The 20710-nt window shown below is 60.7% G+C and carries 15 protein-coding genes; 14 read left to right on the top strand and 1 reads right to left on the bottom strand.

Features of this window, described 5'->3' with window-relative positions; all coding sequences use genetic code 11:
- The first annotated feature begins 2 nt into the window (after positions 1-2).
- The 7 genes from AC4LE2_RS13535 to tagD all read left to right on the top strand — a co-directional run bounded on the left by AC4LE2_RS13535 (position 3) and on the right by tagD (position 12219).
- Positions 3-1112, top strand: a complete 1110-nt coding sequence (locus tag AC4LE2_RS13535) for a flagellar basal body P-ring protein FlgI (RefSeq protein WP_491828134.1) — start codon at positions 3-5, stop codon at positions 1110-1112.
- Positions 1113-1124: 12 nt separating this feature from the next.
- Positions 1125-2438 carry a flagellar assembly peptidoglycan hydrolase FlgJ gene (gene flgJ / locus AC4LE2_RS13530; RefSeq protein WP_491826257.1) on the top strand — a complete coding sequence of 438 codons (1314 nt, stop codon included), beginning with the start codon at positions 1125-1127 and terminating at the stop codon, positions 2436-2438.
- 12 nt (positions 2439-2450) lie between these two features.
- Positions 2451-4496, top strand: coding sequence for a flagellar hook-associated protein FlgK (gene flgK, locus AC4LE2_RS13525; RefSeq protein ID WP_491826256.1), 2046 nt, complete (start codon positions 2451-2453; stop codon positions 4494-4496).
- A 12-nt stretch (positions 4497-4508) separates the two neighbouring features.
- Positions 4509-6077, top strand: coding sequence for a flagellar hook-associated protein 3 (locus AC4LE2_RS13520; RefSeq protein ID WP_491826255.1), 1569 nt, complete (start codon positions 4509-4511; stop codon positions 6075-6077).
- 199 nt (positions 6078-6276) lie between these two features.
- Positions 6277-9852, top strand: coding sequence for a glycosyltransferase (locus AC4LE2_RS13515; protein ID WP_491826254.1), 3576 nt, complete (start codon positions 6277-6279; stop codon positions 9850-9852).
- Between the two features lie 85 nt (positions 9853-9937).
- A complete protein-coding gene (locus tag AC4LE2_RS13510) occupies positions 9938-11803 on the top strand; it encodes a CDP-glycerol glycerophosphotransferase family protein (RefSeq protein ID WP_491826253.1) in 1866 nt (621 codons plus the stop codon).
- Complete coding sequence (gene tagD, locus AC4LE2_RS13505; RefSeq protein WP_491826252.1) at positions 11800-12219, top strand: glycerol-3-phosphate cytidylyltransferase; 420 nt, start codon at positions 11800-11802, stop codon at positions 12217-12219. Before AC4LE2_RS13510 ends, tagD begins: the two co-directional genes overlap by 4 nt.
- Positions 12220-12264: 45 nt before the next feature.
- Here tagD and AC4LE2_RS13500 read toward each other — a convergent pair whose 3' ends face one another.
- The gene (locus AC4LE2_RS13500; protein ID WP_491826251.1) at positions 12265-13632 is read right to left on the bottom strand and encodes a type III effector protein RopAA; all 1368 of its coding nucleotides are present in this window, start codon (positions 13630-13632) and stop codon (positions 12265-12267) included.
- A gap of 288 nt (positions 13633-13920) precedes the next feature.
- On the opposite strand from AC4LE2_RS13500, the gene AC4LE2_RS13495 reads away from it, so the two are divergent.
- From AC4LE2_RS13495 to AC4LE2_RS13465, 7 genes are all read left to right on the top strand, one after another.
- Complete coding sequence (locus tag AC4LE2_RS13495; protein WP_491826250.1) at positions 13921-14850, top strand: ketoacyl-ACP synthase III; 930 nt, start codon at positions 13921-13923, stop codon at positions 14848-14850.
- A gap of 492 nt (positions 14851-15342) precedes the next feature.
- A complete protein-coding gene (locus AC4LE2_RS13490; protein WP_491826249.1) occupies positions 15343-16191 on the top strand; it encodes a flagellin domain-containing protein in 849 nt (282 codons plus the stop codon).
- Between the two features lie 73 nt (positions 16192-16264).
- Complete coding sequence (locus tag AC4LE2_RS13485) at positions 16265-16621, top strand: flagellar protein FlaG (protein ID WP_491826248.1); 357 nt, start codon at positions 16265-16267, stop codon at positions 16619-16621.
- 86 nt (positions 16622-16707) lie between these two features.
- Entirely contained in the window at positions 16708-18138 is a 1431-nt protein-coding gene (fliD, locus tag AC4LE2_RS13480; protein WP_491826247.1) for a flagellar filament capping protein FliD, read from the top strand.
- 152 nt (positions 18139-18290) lie between these two features.
- Positions 18291-18689: a flagellar export chaperone FliS gene (gene fliS / locus AC4LE2_RS13475; protein WP_491826246.1), complete on the top strand. Its 399-nt coding sequence runs from the start codon at positions 18291-18293 to the stop codon at positions 18687-18689.
- 16 nt (positions 18690-18705) lie between these two features.
- A complete protein-coding gene (locus AC4LE2_RS13470; RefSeq protein ID WP_491826245.1) occupies positions 18706-18999 on the top strand; it encodes a flagellar protein FliT in 294 nt (97 codons plus the stop codon).
- 195 nt (positions 19000-19194) lie between these two features.
- Positions 19195-20670 (top strand): sigma-54 dependent transcriptional regulator, encoded by a 1476-nt coding sequence (locus AC4LE2_RS13465; RefSeq protein ID WP_491826244.1) that lies wholly within the window; start codon positions 19195-19197, stop codon positions 20668-20670.
- Positions 20671-20710: the final 40 nt, after the last annotated feature.

Genomic DNA, 20710 nt, shown 5'->3' with positions numbered 1-20710 from the left:
ACATGTTGAACTTCAAGCAATTGGTGGCGGCCTCCGTGTTGTTCCTTACCGCCCTGGGCGCTCATGCCGAGCGCCTCAAGGACATCGCCAGCATTGACGGCGTACGCAGTAACCAATTGATCGGCTACGGCCTGGTCGTGGGCCTCAGCGGCACCGGCGACCAGACCACACAAACGCCGTTCACCCTGCAGACGTTCAACAACATGCTGGCTCAGTTCGGGATCAAGGTGCCGTCGGGCACCAGTTCGGCCCAGCTGAAAAACGTCGCGGCCGTGTCGATTCATGCCGACTTGCCGCCGTTTTCAAAGCCCGGCCAAACCATCGACATTACGGTGTCGAGTATCGGTAACTCCAAGAGCCTTCGCGGTGGCAGCCTGTTGATGAGCCCCCTCAAAGGGATCGACGGCAACGTCTACGCCATCGCCCAGGGCAACCTGGTGGTGGGTGGTTTTGACGCGGAAGGCAAGGACGGCTCCAAAATCACCGTCAATGTGCCCTCGGCAGGTCGGATTCCTGGCGGCGCAACGGTAGAACGTACAGTGCCCAGCGGCTTCAACCAGGGCAATTTCCTGACCCTGAACCTTAATCGGCCGGACTTCACCACCGCCAAGCACATCGTGGACAAGGTCAACGAATTACTTGGCGCGGGAGTTGCAAGTGCAGTGGACGGAGGGTCGGTGCGGGTGACTGCGCCGCTTGATCCCAACCAGCGTGTGGACTACTTGTCGATACTGGAAAACCTTGAAGTAGACCCCGGTCAGGCAATGGCCAAGGTCATTATCAACTCGCGCACTGGCACGATCGTGATCGGCCAGAACGTCAAGGTTACGCCAGCGGCAGTGACGCACGGCAGTTTGACAGTGACGATTACCGAAGACCCGATCGTCAGCCAGCCTGGGCCTTTGTCCAATGGCCAGACCGCCGTCGTACCACGCTCTAAGGTCAATGCCGAACAGGAAACCAAACCCATGTTCAAGTTCGGCCCCGGAACCACGCTTGATGAGATCGTGCGTGCCGTCAACCAAGTTGGCGCTGCGCCTGGTGACCTGATGGCGATCCTTGAAGCCTTGAAGCAGGCCGGCGCCTTGCAAGCCGACCTGATCGTAATCTGAGGGTAATGCAGCATGGATATGCCTTCTGGTGGCGTTTCATCGGGCACTGATTCAGGTGCCTACACCGACCTTAACCGGCTGAACTCGCTCAAGGTGGGTGACCGCGACAGCGACGCCAACCTGCGCAAGGTCGCTCAGGAGTTCGAATCGGTGTTCGTTGGCCAGATGCTCAAATCCATGCGCTCGGCCAACGATGTGCTGGCCAAAGACAACCCCATGAACTCTGAAGCGGTGAAGCAGTACCAGGACATGTACGACCAGCAGCTGTCGGTCAGCCTGTCGCACCAAGGTAACGGGATCGGGCTGCAGGACGTACTCATGCGCCAGCTGTCCAAGACCAAGGACGTTGCCCACACCGGCACCAACCCCTTCGCCCGCCCGGATGCCAACCAGCACGCCTTGGGCGCGGTGCGTAATGGCTCGGCTGAAACCCAGGCCGCTGCGGCATCGGCGCGCAATGACATGGCGATGCTCAACCAGCGCAGGCTGGCCTTGCCGAGCAAATCGGTTGATCGGCTGCTGGCCGGCATCGTACCGGGCGACACTCAAGCGACCCCGGCCAACACCCTGGTACGCGGCCTGCCGCCCCACGCGAACCTGTTGCACCCTCATGTGGCTAACCGCATCAACGTGCCTGGCACCGCGCCTGCGAGCCTCGACCAGGCAGTGGCCAGCCAAGGCACTGGTCAGCAAGGCACTGAGACGCAGGCAGGGCAGGGTGGCTACGGCGACTGGACCCAACCCTACGCTGCGGGCGCCAGGGGCGGCATCGACCCCGCCAGCGGCCGCAGCCTGGCTCAGGTGCCGTTGGCGCCGGGCAAGGCCGCCTTTGCCTCTCACGACGAGTTCATTGCCACCATGTTGCCCATGGCCGAAGAAGCCGCAGCGCGCATCGGGGTGGACCCTAAAGTGCTGGTGGCCCAGGCCGCGCTGGAAACGGGCTGGGGCAAGTCGGTGCTGCGTCAGAGCGATGGCAACAGCACCCACAACTTGTTCAACATCAAGGCCGGGTCGAGTTGGAAAGGCGAGACCGCACGGGCGGTCACTGCCGAATACCAAGGCGGGGAGGTGGTCAAGGAGTCGGCGCAGTTCCGTGCCTACGATTCGTTCGCTGACAGCTTCCACGACTTGGTCAACCTGCTGCAGAACAATGATCGCTATCAAGATGTGGTGAAAGCGGCCGATAACCCTGAACAGTTTGTCAAAGAGCTGCAAAAGGCTGGTTATGCGACGGACCCGCGCTATGCGAGCAAGATCGCGTCGATCGCCAAGCAGCTTGAGAGCTACGGCAACTATGCGTCGAGCGGCTCCTCCACGACTTTATAGGGTTTCTGAACCATGGCGAATCTGATCAACATCGGGCTGTCGGGGCTGTCCACCAGCCAGACCGCGCTGACCACGACCAGTAACAACATTTCTAACGTGGGCACCGCCGGCTACTCGCGGCAGTCCACGGTGTCCAACGCAGGCGCGCTGCAAAGCATCGGCGGCGCCGGCTACGTGGGCACAGGAACCACCCTGGCCGAGGTACGTCGGATCTACAGCTCCTACCTGCAGAACCAGGTATCGAGCAGCACCGCCCTGGAATCAGAAGCCAGCACGTTGTCCACCAATGCGGCCACCCTCGATTCGCTGCTCTCGGACAAGACCACCGGGATCACTTCCGTGTTGTCGGATTTTTTCAAGTCCCTGCAAACCTCGGCTGCCGCGCCCAGCGATACCGCTTCGCGCCAATTGCTGGTGACGGCGGCTTCAACCCTGAGCAACCGCTTCAACTCGATCGCCTCGCAGATGGCCACGTCTACCAGCGACGTCAACAGCCAACTGACCCAGTTGTCCGAGCAGGTCAACACCCTCAGCAAGTCCGTGGCCTCGCTCAACCAGCAGATCGTGGCGATGTCGGGCACAGGCTCGCCCACCAGCCTACTGGATTCGCGGGACGAAGCCGTTCGCCAGCTCAACGAGCTGGTAGGCGTGACCGTGCAGCAACGTGATGGGCAGTATGACGTGTACCTGGGCACCGGCCAGACGTTGGTGTCCGGTACGTCAGCTAACACCCTGACCGCCGGGCCAAGCAGCGCCGACCCCAGCCAGTATGGGTTGACCGTCAACTACCCCAGCTACAGCACCGAGGTGACTTCGGTGGTGAGCGGTGGGCAAATCGGCGGCTTGCTGCGCTATCGCAGCGAAGTGCTGAAGCCGGCCCAGAACGAGCTGGGGCGTCTGGCCATGGTGGTCAGTGACTCGATCAACAGCCAGCTCGGCCAGGGCGTGGACAACAACGGCGACTTTGGCAGCAGCCTGTTCTCCAGCATCAACAGCGACGTGGCGGTAGGCAGCCGTAGCCTGGGCTCGCCGCGCAATAGCGCAGGCTCTGGCAACCTGGACGTCAGCATCACCAACAGCAGTGCGCTGACGGCGTATGACTACTCGGTGAAGTTCAGTGATGCCAATACCTACACCGTGACTCGCTCCGATGGCTTGTCCATGGGCAGCCACTCCTTGGCTGAAGACCCCGCGCCGAGCATCGATGGCTTTACCCTGGCCCTCAAGGGCAACGCACTGAGCGCGGGTGACAGTTTTACCGTAACGCCCACCCGCAACGGCGCGAGCCAGATCCAGACCACCCTGACGGACGTGTCCAAGCTGGCCTTCTCTGGCCCGCTTGCGGCCACCAGCAGCTCGGGCAACAGTGGCACCGGCAGCGTGACCCAGCCGACCCTGACCACCAAGCTGGACGTCTACGATTCGGCGGCCCTGGCCAAATCCCAAACCGGGCTTGAAAACGGCTTGCCGGTCAAGCTGGTGTTCGGCTCGGCCAGCAACGGCGCCCAGGGCTATACCGTGTTTAACGCCAGCGGCGCGAGCATCGGCAGCGGCACCATCGTGCCCAACCAGACCAACACCCTCAACGTGTCGGTGCCCATGCTCGATGACAGCGGCAATGCCATGGTCGACGCCAAGGGCAATGCCATGAGCTCAACCTTCCAGATCAACGTCAGTGGTTCGCCTGCAGCCAACGACAGCTACACCGTGGCCTTTAACAGCGACGGCGCATCGGACAACCGCAACGCCACCTCGCTTATTTCGCTGCAAAACAGCAAGACCGTGGGTACGGCCTCCGGCGGTGGCGGCGTGAGCATGACCGGCGCCTATTCCAAGCTGGTGGAAGATGTGGGGGCCAAGGCTGCACAGGCCAGCGGTGATGCCACCGCTACTGCCGCAGTGTTGAGCTCCGCCACCGAGAGCCGTGATTCTGTCGCCGGGGTGAACCTGGACGAAGAAGCCGCGGACCTCGTGAAGTTTCAGCAGTACTACACGGCGTCCTCGCAGATCATCAAGGCTGCGCAGGAAATCTTCTCCACTTTGCTTAACGCCCTGTAAGGAGCCGACACCATGCGCATCTCTACTGGTCAATACTTCGCCAACAGCACCGCCACGTACACCAAGAACTTCTCGGACACTGCCAAGACCCAGAACCAGATCAGTTCGGGGCAGCGCATCCAGACGGCCGCAGATGACCCTATCGGGGCGGCCAAGCTGTTGCAGCTGCGCCAGCAGAGCGGCGTGCTGGAGCAGTACACGTCCAACATCACCAGCGCCAATAACTCGCTGCTGTCCGAGGAAAGTGTGCTGAGCAACATCACCAAGGCTTTGCAACGCGGTCAAGAGCTGGCGATCCAGGCCGGTAACGGCGTGTTGACCGACGACGACCGTGTGTCCCTGGCCAGTGAAATCGGCCAGATCAAAGAAACCGTGTATGGCTTGCTTAACACCAAAGATGCCAACGGCCAGTACCTGTTCTCGGGCTCCAAGACCACGACTCAGCCGTACCTGCAAAACAGCGATGGTTCTTACACCTATCAGGGCGACGAAACCCAGTTAAGCCTGCAAGTGTCCGATGCTCTGTCGGTGGCCACCAACGATACCGGCTTTGCCATCTTCGACCTGGCCACCAACGTGAGCCGTACCCAGACCGCTCAAACCGCCCCAACAACCGTGGACGGCAAGTTGTCTGTCAGCGATGGGATGATGACTTCGCTTACCAGCTACAACGAAAAATTCGCACCCGGCCAACCCTATACCCTGACCTTCACCAGCGGCACGCAGTACACCGTGACAGATGCCATCGGCAATGACCTTACGGCTCAGACTGCTGGCAAGGGCAGCTACAGCTACAGCAAAGAGGGCGGTGACAGCATCAGCCTGTACGGTGTGACCTTCAACGTAGACACCAACGTGGCCGCGGGCGAAGACGCCAATACCGTACTGGCCGGGCGTACCTTCTCGCTTGCCACCACGCCGGACAGCATCACCACCAACCGCCTGGCCAGTAATACGTCCACCGCGCAGATGACCACCGGTACGGTGAGCAACCAGGCGGCCTACACCGCAGGGTTCCCCACCAATGGGGCATTGCTCAAGTTCACCAGCCCTACCCAATACCAGGTGTTCGCACAGCCGGTGAGCGACACCAGCAAGCCGGTAGCCAGCGGGACCTACGACGGCAGCGGTTCGCTGACCACTACCGGGGTGACCTTCAGCATCAGCGGTACGCCTGCCACCAGCGATCAGTTCACGGTCAGCGCCAACACGCACAGCACACAGAACGTGCTGGACACGCTCAACAATTTGCAGGTGGCGCTTAACACGCCAACGGTGGGCAACTCTGCCGCGCAGCTTAAACTGCAGAATGCGATCGAATCGGCCATAGGCAACTTGCAGTCGGCGGATAACCGGATCGAAGTAACCCGTGGCTCCATCGGTGCCCGTGGTAACGCGCTGGACATTCAAAGCTCGGAAATCGAAAGCCTGCAAACGGCCAACGCCACCACCCAATCCCAGATTGGCGACACGGACCTGGCTGAAGCCACCACGCGGCTTACCTTGCAGCAAACCATGTTGCAAGCCGCACAGCTGTCGTTCTCCAAGATCTCGCAGTTGTCGTTGTTCGACCGGTTGTAATATCCCGCCGGCGTTGAACCCTGTCGCGGGCACGTTGCCCTGGCCGCGACAGGCGTAACACCCTCGTTGAAACGGCCTTCGGCCTCTCACGCAACCACTCCGATTTTCCCGCCTTTATCCCCTTAGCCGTTTATCCGGCACTTCTTTTGCAATCCCCCCGCTACAAGGCACGTCGCCGTCATTTTTTTGGCCGCTCTCAATGAAATCGACTCCGTTGGTTACCCTCGCTGTCCTGGTTCAGGATGCCACCCATTTTTACCGGGCCTTGCACAGCGCATTGGGGCAGACCTACCCGGCGCTGGAAGTGATCGTGAGTGACAGCTCCGGCGGCACCGAGGTGGCGCGCCTGGTGGAAGAAGCCAAAGCCCGCACGGGTGTGCCGCTGCGCTATCACGCGCATAAGCGGCCCCTGGCATATCCCGCCGATGTGCTCTGGGCGCTGGGCCAGGCGAAGGGTGAGTTTGTAAAATTCCTACTGGGTGACGACTGGCTGCTGCCCATGATGGTGTCTCGTCAGGTGGAGGCACTCCAGGCGTACCCAGAGGCCGGCCTGTGCGCAGCCCAACGCTGGCTGGCCGACGCGGACAGCATCCTGCTGCCGCCGCGGGTAGAGAACATTTCGCTGTTTGGCAGCGATGCGCTGGTCAAGGGCGGCGACCTGTTGTCCTTCTTCGAAACCTGGCCCCTTAACGTGATTGGCAGCCTGAGTACCAGCTTGCTGCGTACCGCCTTCCTCAAGCGGGTGGTGCCAGCCCTGGCTAACCCTGACAGCGAGTTGATCGTCTATTTCGACCTGGCGCTGTACATCAGCGTGTTACGCCACGGCGACTTGGCGATGATCGTCCAGGGGCTCTGCACCGAACGCCTCACGCCTGTCCGTTTCAGCGAGCTGGACCTACCCGCGCGCCGGCCGTTGGAAAAAGCCATTATCGTCCGGCTGCTCAGTGAGCTTGGCGGCGAGCGGGCGCCGTGGGAGGGGTCGGTGCGGGTGGCCGATCTGGTCATGCCGCCGGTGCCTGCCGCCGAGCGAGAGTACACCGAGCTACCCATGGCGCGGCTGCTGCACATCCAGAAGCTGACTCAGGATGACCGCATCGGTAGCAATGCCGAGACGTTCGCTGAGATGTACCAGCAGTGGCTGGCCAGTCGGGACTTCCCCGCCCACGCGCAGCCGCTATTGGCCGAGCGCGTGGCAGGCTGGCCGCAACAACCTCAGCTGATGCCGGTAATCCTTGACCGGGGCGATCAAAGCGCGCTGGACGCGACCCTGCACAGTATCGATGCCCAGAGCTATGGCGCCTGTGGCTGCCTTGTGCTTTCTACCCGCCAAAACGATATCGAGATGCGCGGCACCCATTTATATGTGCCGCTGCATGCGGATTGGGCCGCACAGCTCAATGAACTGCTGGTAGAGCTGGACGGTTTCGATTGGTTCTACCTGCTTGAAGCGGGCGATACCCTGAGCCGCCACGCGCTGTTGCAAGTCGCCGAACGTATCGCTACCGGTGAAGGCCTGCAGGCCTGTTATAGCGACGAAGACCGTCAAGGTACGCCTGATGCACCAGAGCCGGTCTTCAAGCCCGCCTTCAACCTGGACTTGCTCAGGGCCTACCCGTATGTAGGCCGGGCCATTGCGTTCTCTCGCCAAGGGTTTGCCGACGTCGGAGGGCTCGACAGCGAGGCGGGGGAGGCGGCAGCGGCGGACCTGCTGCTGCGCCTGGCCGAGCAGTATGGGTTCGCCAGCATTGCGCACGTAGCTGATGTGCTGCTGCACGCAGGCCAGGCCTACGCTCATTGGCTGGCCGAGCCGAGTGTGGCCCAAGGCCACGGCGCCATGCTGGCGGGGCACTTGTCTCGTCTGGGCCAGGCTTTTGAATGGCGGCAGCCGGTGATTGGCGACTTCCGCCGCGTGGGCTATGTGCATGAGCATCGCCCGATGGTGTCCATTTTGCTGATGAGTGTGGACGACCCGGCACTGATGCAGGCCTGCCTGGATAGCCTGTTGGAACACACCGCTTACCCTCACTACGAGGTGTTGATCGGGGTGGGGCAGGAAGCGTCGGCCGCGACCCATGAGTGGGTTCTGGCGCTGGTAGACATCGCCGGTGAGCGCATCCGTGCGGTGCCCTTGGCAGGCGATACGCAGCCTGGGGCGGGCTATAACGCGCTGGCTGAATACGCTCGCGGGGACTACCTGCTGCTGCTGAGTGTGGACTGCCGGGCCTTGCAGCCGCAGTGGCTGGACGAACTGCTGGCGTGCGCCCAGCGCCCTGAAGTAGGGGTAACCGGTGCCAAGCTGTTGAGCCCGGAAGGGCGCGTGGAACATGCCGGGTTGATCCTGGGTATGCGCGGCATCGCGGCGTCGCCGTTCCTGGGTGAGGCGCAGACGGCGCGGGGTTACCTGCAGCGGTTGGTAGTGCCCCAGAACTACAGCGCGGTCAGCCAGCACTGCCTGCTGGTACGACGCAGCCTGTTCGAGGCGGTAGGCGGCCTGAGCGAGGGGGTGTTGGGTGAGCACTGTGCCGACGTGGCACTGTGCTTGAACATAACGGCCGCAGGCGCATTGGTGGTCTGGACCCCAGACGCCGTCCTGGGCTATCGCCCGTCATCTGAGCATTCGCCCCGACAGCGTGCCGGCTATGAAACGGCGATGGTCGAGGCTTACCAGCAATGGATGCCGCAGTTGGTCGCAGACCCGGCCTATAACCCGAACCTGGCGCTGAGCAGCACTGGCTTTAGCCTGGACGCCGGGCTGAAAACCGCCTGGCAGCCGTTTGAGCAACGGCTCAGGCCGCACCTGTTGTGCCTGCCTATCAACCCTGGTGCGGTAGGGCATTACCGCCTGATCCAGCCGTTCCATGAGATCGAACGCGCCGGCCTGGCAACCGGGCTTGTGTACCACGGAGGGCCGTCCCTCACCGAGATCGGGCGCATCCGGCCAGATTCAGTGATTTTCCAGGGCCGCTATAGCACGCGCGCCGCCGAAGGCATCATGTCCTTCAAACAGTTCTCCTCAGCGTTTCGCGTCTACGAGCTGGACGACTACCTGCTGGACGTGCCCGGCGCAAACGAGCACAAGCGGTTCATGGCCAGGGAAATACAGTCGTCGTTGCGTTACAGCGTGGGGCTGTGCGACCGGCTGGTGGTGTCCACGCAAACCCTGGCGGAGGTCATGGCGGACATGAGTTCGGACATTCGCGTGGTGCCCAACATGCTCCCTGCCGACCGCTGGGCGCATTTGCAAGGCAAGCGCGGTAGGGGCGAGAAGCCACGGGTTGGGTGGGGCGGTGGCACCAGCCATACCGGCGACCTGTTGCTGATCAAGGACGTGGTTCGGGCCTTGGCCGGCGAGGTGCATTGGGTGTTCTTCGGCATGTGCCCGGACGAGCTCAGGCCCTACGTACACGAGTACCACGGTACCGTGCCTCTGGAAGACTACCCCGCCAAGCTGGCCAGCCTGGACCTGGATCTAGCGGTGGCGCCTCTGGAACAACACATTTTCAACGACTGCAAGAGCAACCTGCGCCTGCTGGAATACGGTGCCTGTGGTTTCCCCGTCGTGTGTACCGAAACCCGCAGCTACCGCGGTACTTTGCCCGTGACGCTGGTTAGCACCAACAGCACCGAGGAATGGATTGCCGCTATTCGTTCTCACCTCACTGACCCCGCCGCCAGTGCTGCGCAAGGCGCGGCCCTACGCGAGGCGATTCACCGGGAGTTCATGCTGCATGGGCCAGCGTTGAACCGCTGGCTGGAGGCTTGGACCCCAGGTTGAGCGTTGGCATGCTTCATGAAGCACGAGGCGCAGGCGTCAAAAATGCTGCACTGACCTTGTTCGATGACTTCTATCAGGTAACCTTATGTACCCTCAGCCGCTCTCGGAAGAACTGACCGCTCATTGCCTGCAAGCGATTCCCGAGGGGGTCACGTCCATCATCGAGCTCACCATGGGCGATACAGCCCTGGCCAGCGCCATTAAACGGGCTCGGCCCCAGGTGCACTACACCTGCGTTACCAATGACCAGGCGGTGTACGGCCAGGCCATGGCGATGTGCGACCAGGTGGAGCTGATGGATTTAAACGAGCTCAGCGGCTTGTTTTTCCTGGAGCACAACGCTAAGCAGTGCTGGGTGTTGGGTGAATCCCTGTCGCAGGCTGCCGACCCTTGGGCATTGCTGCGTGCTATTGAAAAGCACCTCCCCGAGCACGCAAGCGTGGTGCTGTGCATGCCCAACGCGCAGCACTGGTCATTGCAGGTGAAGCTGGCCGCTGGCGCCTTCAGTTATCAAGAGGAGGGCCTGTTGCACCGGTCCCGCCTGCGCTGGTTTACGCGCGAGACCTTGTTCGAGCTGCTCGATCAAACCGGTTACGCGGTCGCCCAAGGGGTGCCGGTGATCCCGGAGAACCCGTTGAGCGCCACCTTCCTGCCGCTCATTGGCCAGATTGCCAACGCCGCCGAATTGAACGTAGAGATGGCCATGGCCGATGCCAAGGCCACCCACTACGTGGTCCAGGCCGTGCGTAAAAGCAAGGCGGCGGCCACCACGCCCCGGCCGTTGCTAACCCCCGACCAATTCATTGCGCAGGACCGGGCAAGCCCCACGGACGACGCACTGTGGGCGTTTCCGGTGTGCGCGTTCGACCACCTGCTGACCGGCAATGACCGCGCAGTGTTCGAGGCCGTGCGGTACCGTACGGACATCCGCAAGGTCGTGCTGACCCGAGGCAAGGCCTTCGAGCTGGAGGGCGAAAACCTGACGGTGGTGCCGCTGGGTAGCCGGGAAGGGCAGGAGGCGTTGATCGCTGCGGGTTATATTTTCGCTAAACACTCGGCGGCCGTGAACGCGCCTTATCCGCTGGACCCGGTCAAGCACCGCTTTATCAACCTGTGGCACGGCATTCCGCTCAAGCGCATCGGCGTCACGTCGCTGGACAACGCCCCGCATTTGGACAACCTGATGCGTGAGCACGCACGCCATCACGCGGTGATCTGCTCGTCGAAGATGGACCAGCTCGCCATGGCGGCCGCCTTCCACCCATTGCCGCTGGACCGCATCTGGGTTACCGGGTTGCCGCGCAACGATGTGGTGGTGTGTGACGAGCAGCGCTTGCCCGACGACTTCGCCGAGCAGCTCGGCCGGTTGCGTGACACGTTGCAGGGTCGCCGGCTGGTGCTGTTCGCGCCTACCTTCCGTAACGGCCAGGCTGCAGCCTATTACCGTTTCAGTGCCAGCGAGCGCGATGCACTGGCCGCGTGCCTTGAACGGCATAACGCGCTGCTGGGCATTCGCGAACACATGGCCGACCGCGCCCACAGTTTTACGGCGGCGCTTATGGCCAGCGCTGGGCCTTTTATCAGCCTGGACCGGGAGGCTTTCGCTGAGATCGAGGTGCTGTACCGCCAGGCTGACGCGCTGATTACCGACTATTCCAGCTGCTTCATCGACTTTATGCTCACCGGCCGCCCGCAGATCAGCTTTGCCTACGACCGCGCCCGTTACGCCGGCCAGGAACGTGGCCTGTTCTATAACCTCGAAGACGTGTTCCCAGGGCCGGTGTGTGAGGATGCGCCGGCCTTGCTCGCGGCCCTGGACGCCACCCTGGCAGGCGAGGCGACCGAGCACCCGCTGGTGTACGCCCACAAGCGCCGGATGTTTTTCGAGTATCACGACGACCGTAACACCGAGCGCCTGGTCGACCGCCTGCTGGCGGAGGCGCGCTCATGAAGACCGTGCTCACTTACGGCACCTTCGATGTGTTGCACGCAGGCCATATCCGCTTGTTGGCGCGCGCCAAAGCCTTGGGGGACCGCCTGATCGTCGGGCTGTCCACCGACGAATTCAATGCGCTCAAGCATAAAAGCGCCCTGCTTGACTTTGACAACCGACGGATCGTGCTCGAAGCCGTGCGGTATGTGGACCTGGTGTTCGCTGAGGGGAACTGGGACCAAAAGCAAGCCGATGTACGCCGCTATAACGTGGATGTGTTCGTGATGGGCGACGACTGGGAAGGGAAGTTCGACTTTCTCAAACCGGAGTGCGACGTGGTGTACCTCCCGCGCACCGAAAAAATCTCCTCGACCCTGATACGCCAGGAGCTTCAAGGCCTGGAGAGGCCGCCGGAGCATACGCCGGCGGCTTGATGGCCCATCGTGTGCGTAGCTAAAACGCACACAACGGGCCTGCGGCTAGACCATGCGTTCCGCAGCGTTGAGGCTTGGCCGAGCCGATGCGGTGGCCTCAGCTGTATCGGCCTCCGGCTCAGGTGGGTGAGGCAGGTCTGGCAGGGGTATGGCGCCCTGTTGGGCGTCCAGGTGATCAGGTTGGTGGGTATGACGGTCTACGGCGTCAAAGAACTGGTCGGTCAGAGGTTGGGTGGTAATGGCGCTTGTCACCCAGGCGCCGATCACCGGGGCCATGGTCGCGGCCACCGTGGCCCTCCCCACCGCGGCCACTGCAGCAGGGGGAAAGTGTGCTTCAGCGGCGGCTGCCGTTGCTTTGCTCGTGGCTACCCCGATAGCGGTAATCCCGCCTGCTAGAGCGCCCAGACCGCTGACCAGCCCGGTAGGGGTTACCAGCGCCTGCACTGCCTTGCTGCCATCGCGTGCTACGTCCATCGGCAGGTGAGCCACACGGCGGGCCAAGCCGGCTGCCTGGCTGGCTTTACCGTAGACTTTAAGGGCGGTGTACTGCTGTTCCCAGTCCGCCCGCCCGAAGAGGTACTCGGGGCCTACGCGGTGTTTTTTCCTATTGATTTGGTGCTGTATATCCGCAGCACCCATACCCGCAAGGGGAGAGCCCGCAGCGGCGAGAACGCCCCTCATCTTGGCGGCCCTCTGCGCGCCCATGAGCAAAACCCCAGTAGGTTCCGCTGCTAGCATAACGCCGTTTCGCCCCGTGAAGGCGGCCCCATACGCCAAGCTCGCCTCAGTCGACTGGGCGGTAAGGTTGGGCTTCACCGCCTCGGCGGCTGCTTTCATCGGCGGCTCCAACTTGTCCTCTTCGGCGGCAAGCCACAGGGTGTCGCTGGTGGCCCGTTTGATCAGCGCGCACCCTATGGTGTCCGCAGCACTGCTGACCAGCCCTTCAATAGCGGCCAGTGCCACGGGGCTGGTAATGCTGCCGTTACCCGTCACTGCCGGAATGAATGAAACAGCTGCCGAGGCCAAACCAAAGGGTACCGAGCGGGCAAACCCCACTGCATCCTGGGCCTGGCGATCCATCCGCGCGGCTTTGGTGAGCTGGGCCTCGATGCTCTCAGGCGTTTCGTTCATTTCATGGAGCCGCGTGGCGCGGTTTTTTATCAGCGCCTCGAACGCCTCGCGGTTATCGCCCGTGATATGCGGCGTGAACAGCGATTCAAGTTTGACCTCAAGGCGGTGTACCGCCCCGAGCTCACCCCCCGTACGGCCTGCCCCCTCTACGGGCGTAGCGGCTTGCGTCGGCGTTGAGCGCCCAATGGCAGGGGGTGTTTGCGTAGCGGTTGGGTGAGCGGATTGCGTAGCGTCCACCGACAACGGTAGTAAGGGCAGGAAACCCGAGTGGAGTGTGGTCATAAGAAAAACGCCTTGGTGTGAAGTGCACTACCTGAATGGTTTCAGGCGGCGATCGGTTCCCTTGGCGTCAAATTTTATAATGAGGTTTCATAAAAGGCTTAACGCACAAATTCCCGCCCCAGGCGTGACCTCACGACCGTTTTGCGCATCTCCACACTATTGTATCCTGGGGCATCAAAGGCGCTGGCTGCCCGCAGCCCGCTGTCTATCACGCCAGCCCAGGGGTTTCGTCAGCGCGTCATGTGAATGACAGCGCGTTTTTCCAGCCTTCTTTTTTGGGAAGCCAGCATGATTGGCATCAAGAGCATAGCGAGTTACGTACCGGCTCAGGGCCTGGACAACTACGCCCAAGGTGCGAAATTCGGCAAGGGTGAAGACTTCATCCTTGGCAAGATCGGTTCGGCCTTTTTACCGCGCAAAGGGCCGGAGCAAGAAACGTCGGACCTGTGCGTAGAGGCCGTCAATGCCCTGTTCGCCAATAACCCGGCATTAAAGCGCGATGCTATCGATGCCCTGATTGTGGTCACCCAAAATGGCGACGCCGAAGGCCTGCCGCATACCGCTGCTATCGTGCAGGACAAACTCGGGCTGCCCACCGGCATCGCCGCGTTCGATATCTCGTTGGGCTGTTCCGGCTACGTGTATGGCATCTACGCCCTCAAAGGCTTCATGGAAGCGGCGGGCCTGAAGAACGGGTTGCTCATTACCGCCGACCCTTACTCCAAGATCGTTGACCCAGAAGACCGCAACACCACCATGCTGTTCGGTGATGCCGCCACGGTCACCTGGATGGGGGAGGGCGCGACTTGGCAGCTGGGTAAATCGTTGTTTGGCACCGATGGCTCCGGCGCACCTCACCTCAAGGTGGAAGACGGCACCTTCTTCATGAACGGGCGTCAGGTGTTCAACTTTGCACTGGTCAAGGTGCCGACGCACCTGCATGAGCTGCTGGCCCTCTCTGGGCTCAGCTCGGCAGACATCGACGCCTACTGCATCCATCAGGGCAGCGCTGCCATTGTCGATGCGGTGGCGCGGCGCTTCGAGGAAGACCAGCCAGAGAAGTTCGTCAAAGACATGGTCGAGACAGGTAACACCGTCTCGTCCAGTATTCCCCTGCTGTTAGAGAAGCACCTGTTCGACGCTGCCTGGACGCGCGTAGCGATCAGCGGCTTCGGTGTTGGGCTGTCGTGGGGCTCGGCGATCCTCTACCGCGAATAACCTGTTTGCTGCTACCCCTGGGCGCCGCGTTGAGGGCGGCCAGGGGCGCCTCCTGGCGCCAACTGCCACACCTGCTACCACGTCGTTTACCCCGCGCTTTACCCACCGCTACTTTTTCTTGTGTACCCCCCTTCAGATTTGATGCGCAATGGCCGATGAAGTCTTTGTACGAGTTGGTAGCGCTTATCGGGCGGGTACGTAGTAATACGCCCCCGTCGAGTGACCCCTCGGGCAAGTAGGCAAACAACGGTCATAAGTACTGACCACTGCCTAAATGCCAAGAGAGTCACACTTTTGTTTCTCGATGCTCACGGCCTTAACGCCGTAAACCATTGAAACTGATGGTAAAAAAGCAAAGAAGAAAAAAAATTCGAAATCGCCCTCAAGCAAGCAGCCAACACGACGATAACTATTACGAAGGTTCTCTAGGCCATACCGGCTCAGAAAGAGCCGGATGACCCTAAGCACACACACTCCCCCGAGGAATTCGTCATGTCGTTGACCGTTAACACCAACATCGCTTCGCTGACTGTTCAAAACAACCTGAACAAGGCTTCCAGCGCTACCGCTACCTCGATGACTCGTTTGTCCTCGGGCTTGAAAATCAACAGCGCTAAAGATGACGCCGCTGGCCTGCAGATCGCTACCCGTCTGACCACCCAGATCAAGGGCCTGACGGTAGCCACCAAGAACGCCAACGACGCTACCTCGATCGCTCAGACCGCTGAAGGCGCTCTGCAAGAAACCACCAGCATCTTGCAGCGTATGCGTGAACTGGCTGTTCAGTCCCGCAACGACTCCAACAGCAGCGATGACCGTACCGCTCTGCAATCTGAATTCACCCAGATGAGCGCTGAACTGACCCGTATCTCTACGTCGACCACCTTCGGTACCGGCATGAAGTTGCTTGACGGTTCTGCTTCTGGCCTGCAGTTCCAGGTTGGCGCACTGACCGGTGACGACCAGCATATCGACCTGGGCATCAACCTGAACGCTTCGGCCTCCGGCCTTGGCTTGGGTTCTTCGACCATCACTGGCGCCAGCGTCAGCGCTGCTCACACTGCAATCGACTCGGCCATCACCGCGATCGACGCCGCTTTGGGCAAAGTGAACACCACCCGTGCCGACCTGGGTGCTAAGCAAAACCGTCTGGCCAGCACTGTTAGCAACATCGCCAACATCATCCAGAACGCTACCGCTTCGCGCTCCACCATCCAGGACGTTGACTTCGCTTCTGAAACGGCTGAGCTGACCAAGCAACAAACCCTGCAACAGGCTTCCACCGCGATCCTGTCTCAGGCCAACCAGATCCCATCCGCTGTTCTGAAGCTCCTTCAGTAATATCGGTAACGGTCAATGACGAAGGGGTGCGCGATGCGTGCCCTTTCGTTGTTTTCACCCTGAGGTGACGGTTATGGACATGAGTGTCAATGCGGTAAAGGCGCTTGAAGTCGGTAAACCTATGGCCACGGCCACCTCCAGTCATTCCGCCGCGCCTGTCACGGACAGCAAGAGTGACAGCGTGGTAGCACCGACCGGCAAGGTTGAGCGTGACGAGGTTGAAAAGGCTGTAAAGGACATTCAGGCGTTCGTTGATTCCAACCAGCGCAATCTCAACTTCTCCATTGACGAAACCACCGGTGACGTCGTGGTGAAGATCGTTGCGACACAAAGCGGCGAGGTCATTCGGCAACTGCCTTCTGAAGAAGCCCTGAAGATGGCACAGCGCCTGAAAGACCCGCACAGCTTGTTGTTCAACGAACAAGTCTGAGTTGGGCATGGAACTTGTAGAGTTCTGGTGAAGAAGGCAGCGCGCCGGATTCTCGGCGCCTGACCTCCAGGAGAGGATTGATAACCATGACTACATCCACCACATCGGTCAGTTCGGCCGGCGGGATTACCGTAAGCGGCGTGGGCTCGGGCATCGACACCTCGTCGATCGTCACCGCGCTGGTCAACGCTTCAAGCGCCCCCAAGCAAACACAGATCACCCGTACTGAAACCGCTACGAACACCACGTTATCGGGTATCGGCAGCCTTAAAAGCGCACTGGAGGCTTTCCAGACCGCCTCTAAAGCGCTGAACAACACCAATACCTTCATGGGCTTGACGGCGTCTTCCTCATTGGAAAGCGTGGTCAAGACCACGTCGGATAACACCGCTTCGCCAGGCAGCTATACGCTGAACGTCTCCAAAGTGGCCACCGCTTCGAAAGTGGCGAGCCAGTTGTTCACCAGTGGCACCTCCAGCGCTATCAGCTCAGGCACCTTGGCCATTACGCAAGGTGGCAAGAGCTATTCGGTGACCGTAGGCTCTGGGGCGACCTTGAGCACGGTGCGTGATGCGATCAACTCGTCACTGGCGTCCAGCGGCATCAGCGCCAACATCGTCACCGACTCGACCGGTTCGCGTTTGGTGATGAGCTCCACTACCACCGGCGCCGGCTCTGATATTTCCATGAGCGGCATCTCCGAGTTGACCATCGATGGCACCAGCAAGCTGGATGCCACCGACACTACCAGCGCCGGCTACATTACCGACCGCCCGGTAGATGCGGCCTACACCATCGACGGCTTGTCGATGACCAGCAGCAGCAACTCGATCAGCTCAGCGGTTAGCGGATTAAGCCTGACGTTGACTGGAACAGGCACCTCGACCATTACCGTGGCATCTGATACCGATACGTTGAAGAAGTCGGTGCAGACGTTCGTGGATGCCTACAACACCATGATGACCGTGGTGAACAACCAGACAAAGGTGACCTCCACTGGGGCGACCTCCAGCACCAGCAGTTCGGCGACCACCACGGCGGGCGCGCTTACCGGGGATGCCATGGTGCGTAAGCTGGTCTCGCAGGTGCACGATGTGCTTACCAGCGTCAGTACCAGCAGTGGTTCGTTGAGCGTGCTGTCTCAGCTGGGTGTGGGGACTAACTCGTCCACCGGCTTGCTGTCGCTGGACGACACCAAGTGGAACACCGCCATGAAAACCCAGTACGGCAACGTGGCCAGCCTGTTTACTGGGGACAATGGCCTGATTACCAAGATGAACAACGTCCTGGATGGCTATACGCAAACTGGCGGCGTATTGGAAACCCGGCAGAAATCACTCAATGAAAAGTTGAGTGATCTGGATGATCAGCAAGACGCACTGGACCGCCGCACCGAGACGCTCAAGACCATTCTTACCGCCAAATACACAGCCATGGATACGTTGGTGGCTCAGCTCAACTCCACCAGCAGCAGCGTGCTGGCAACGTTAGAAGCTATGAATAAGTCTGACGACTGATCTGGCCAGTTAAAGCCATTGCCCGGTGATCTTCGCGGATCATCGGGCTTTTTCATTTCTGCGCCCGTTAAAGTTCAAGCGCTCCAGGTCGATAACTTAAACAAGAGAACCGCCGGTTCCATAGACTCCGCTCACCCCTGAGGCCAACCGCAATGCATCCGATGAAGGCGCTTCGCCAATACCAGAAAGTCAACTCTCACGCCCAGGCGTCTGAGGCCACCCCGCACCAATTAGTGCAGATGCTGATGCAAGGCACCCTTGACCGGCTGGCCCAGGCCAAGGGCGCCATGGCCCGCAACCAGCTCGCTGAGAAAGGGATGTTGCTGGGTAAGGCAATCGAGATCATTGGCGGCTTGCGTGAAGGCCTGGACCCGGAAAAAACCGAGGACAAGAAAGGCATCGCCAAGCTCGACCAGTTGTACGCCTACATGATGAAACAGCTGATCGAAGCCAACCGCAAAAACGATCCGAACATCGTCGACGAAGTGGCTCGCCTGATGATTACCGTCAAATCTGGTTGGGATGCAATCGGCCATGTCGCTCAGGACTAATCGCGAGGCTCCCACCATGAGCGCTCTTGAACGTATCGAGTACACACGGGCCGCGCTGAGCGAGGCGCTGGCTGTGAAGGATTGGACTGCCATTGGCCAACTGGACCGGCAGTGCCGGGCCTGCCTGGATGGGCTCTTTGACGGAACTGTGCTGGACCCAGTGGTGTTGCGGCAAAACCTTGAGTCACTGCTAGCCCTGTATCGCCAGTTGGTGGATGCCAGCCGTGGTGAGCGGCAAGCAGTAGTGGACGAACTCAAGCTGGTGCGTCAAGGTCAGAGCGCTAGCAAGGTCTATCATCTCTTCACCTGAGCACCCTGTGAAAACCGCTTTGCAGGAGGGCCGGAGAAGGGGCTAAATGCTTCCGGTGCGCCATAAATTTGACTGTGCCGGAAATTTTGACTTTACTAGTGCCTGTTTATCAGGTTCCGGCGTCTCAAGGTCTAGAGCCGTGAGGTGGCAAATCGCCCTAGCGGGCATTGGGTTGACTAGGGAAGTTGCTATTGCATGTGGCGTGAAACGAAAATTCTGCTGATCGATGACGATAGCGTTCGCCGGCGTGACATGGCGGTAATCCTCAGTTTCCTGGGTGAGGACAACCTCCCCTGCGGGAGTGGGGACTGGCAACGGGTAGTTGAAGGCCTGGCCTCTACGCGAGAAGTACTCTGCGTGTTGGTCGGTACCTTGAACGCCCCCGCCAGCCTGTCTGGTTTGGTCAAGACCATCGCGGGCTGGGATGAATTCCTGCCTGTCCTGCTGCTGGGCGATACCACTCAGGTGGAATTGCCCGAGGACCAGCGCAGGCGCGTGTTGTCCACCCTGGAGATGCCCCCCAGCTACAGCAAGCTCCTTGATTCCTTGCATCGGGCCCAGGTGTACCGGGAGATGTACGACCAGGCTCGCGACCGCGGCCGTCATCGCGAGCCCAATCTGTTCCGTAGTCTGGTAGGCACCAGCCGCGCCATTCAACACGTGCGTCAGATGATGCAGCAGGTTGCCGACACCGACGCCAGCGTGCTGATTCTGGGCGAATCGGGTACAGGCAAGGAGGTGGTCGCGCGTAACCTGCACTACCACTCAAAGCGCCGAGACGCGCCCTTCGTGCCCGTCAACTGCGGGGCGATACCCGCAGAGCTGCTGGAAAGTGAACTGTTCGGCCACGAGAAGGGCGCGTTCACGGGGGCCATCACCAGCCGTGCCGGGCGTTTTGAGCTGGCCAACGGTGGCACGCTGTTCCTGGATGAAATCGGCGACATGCCGCTGCCCATGCAGGTAAAGCTGCTGCGCGTGTTACAGGAGCGTACCTTCGAGCGCGTGGGCAGTAACAAAACCCAGAGCATTGATGTGCGCATCATTGCGGCCACGCACAAAAACCTCGAAAGCATGATCGAGATCGGCAGCTTCCGCGAAGACCTGTACTACCGCCTCAATGTATTCCCCATTGAGATGGCGCCTCTGCGTGAGCGGGTCGAAGACATCCCGCTGCTGATGAACGAGCTCATCTCACGGATGGAGCACGAGAAACGCGGCTCCATCCGCTTTAACTCTGCGGCGATCATGTCTCTGTGCCGCCATGCCTGGCCGGGTAATGTGCGCGAGCTTGCCAACTTGGTAGAGCGCATGGCGATCATGCACCCCTATGGTGTGATAGGCGTGGCGGAGCTGCCCAAGAAATTCCGCTACGTCGACGATGAAGACGAGCAACTGGTGGACAGCCTGCGCAGTGACTTGGAAGAGCGTGTGGCAATCAACAGCCATGCGCCAGACTTCACGTCCAATGCGTTGCTGCCCCCTGAGGGGCTGGACCTCAAGGATTACCTGGGGGGGCTGGAACAGGGGCTGATCCAGCAGGCGTTGGACGATGCGAACGGGATCGTCGCACGCGCCGCCGAGCGCTTGCGTATTCGCCGCACTACCCTGGTGGAAAAAATGCGCAAGTACGGTATGAGCCGCCGCGAGGGTGACGAAGCCGGGGACGACTGACACTAAAAGCGCGTCTCCAAAGGGGGGCAGACCGGCCGTC

The organism is Pseudomonas sp. 9.3L, assembly GCF_058536285.1.
The sequence above is the reverse complement of the archived record's forward strand: the minus strand, read 5'-3'. Positions and strand labels throughout refer to the sequence as shown.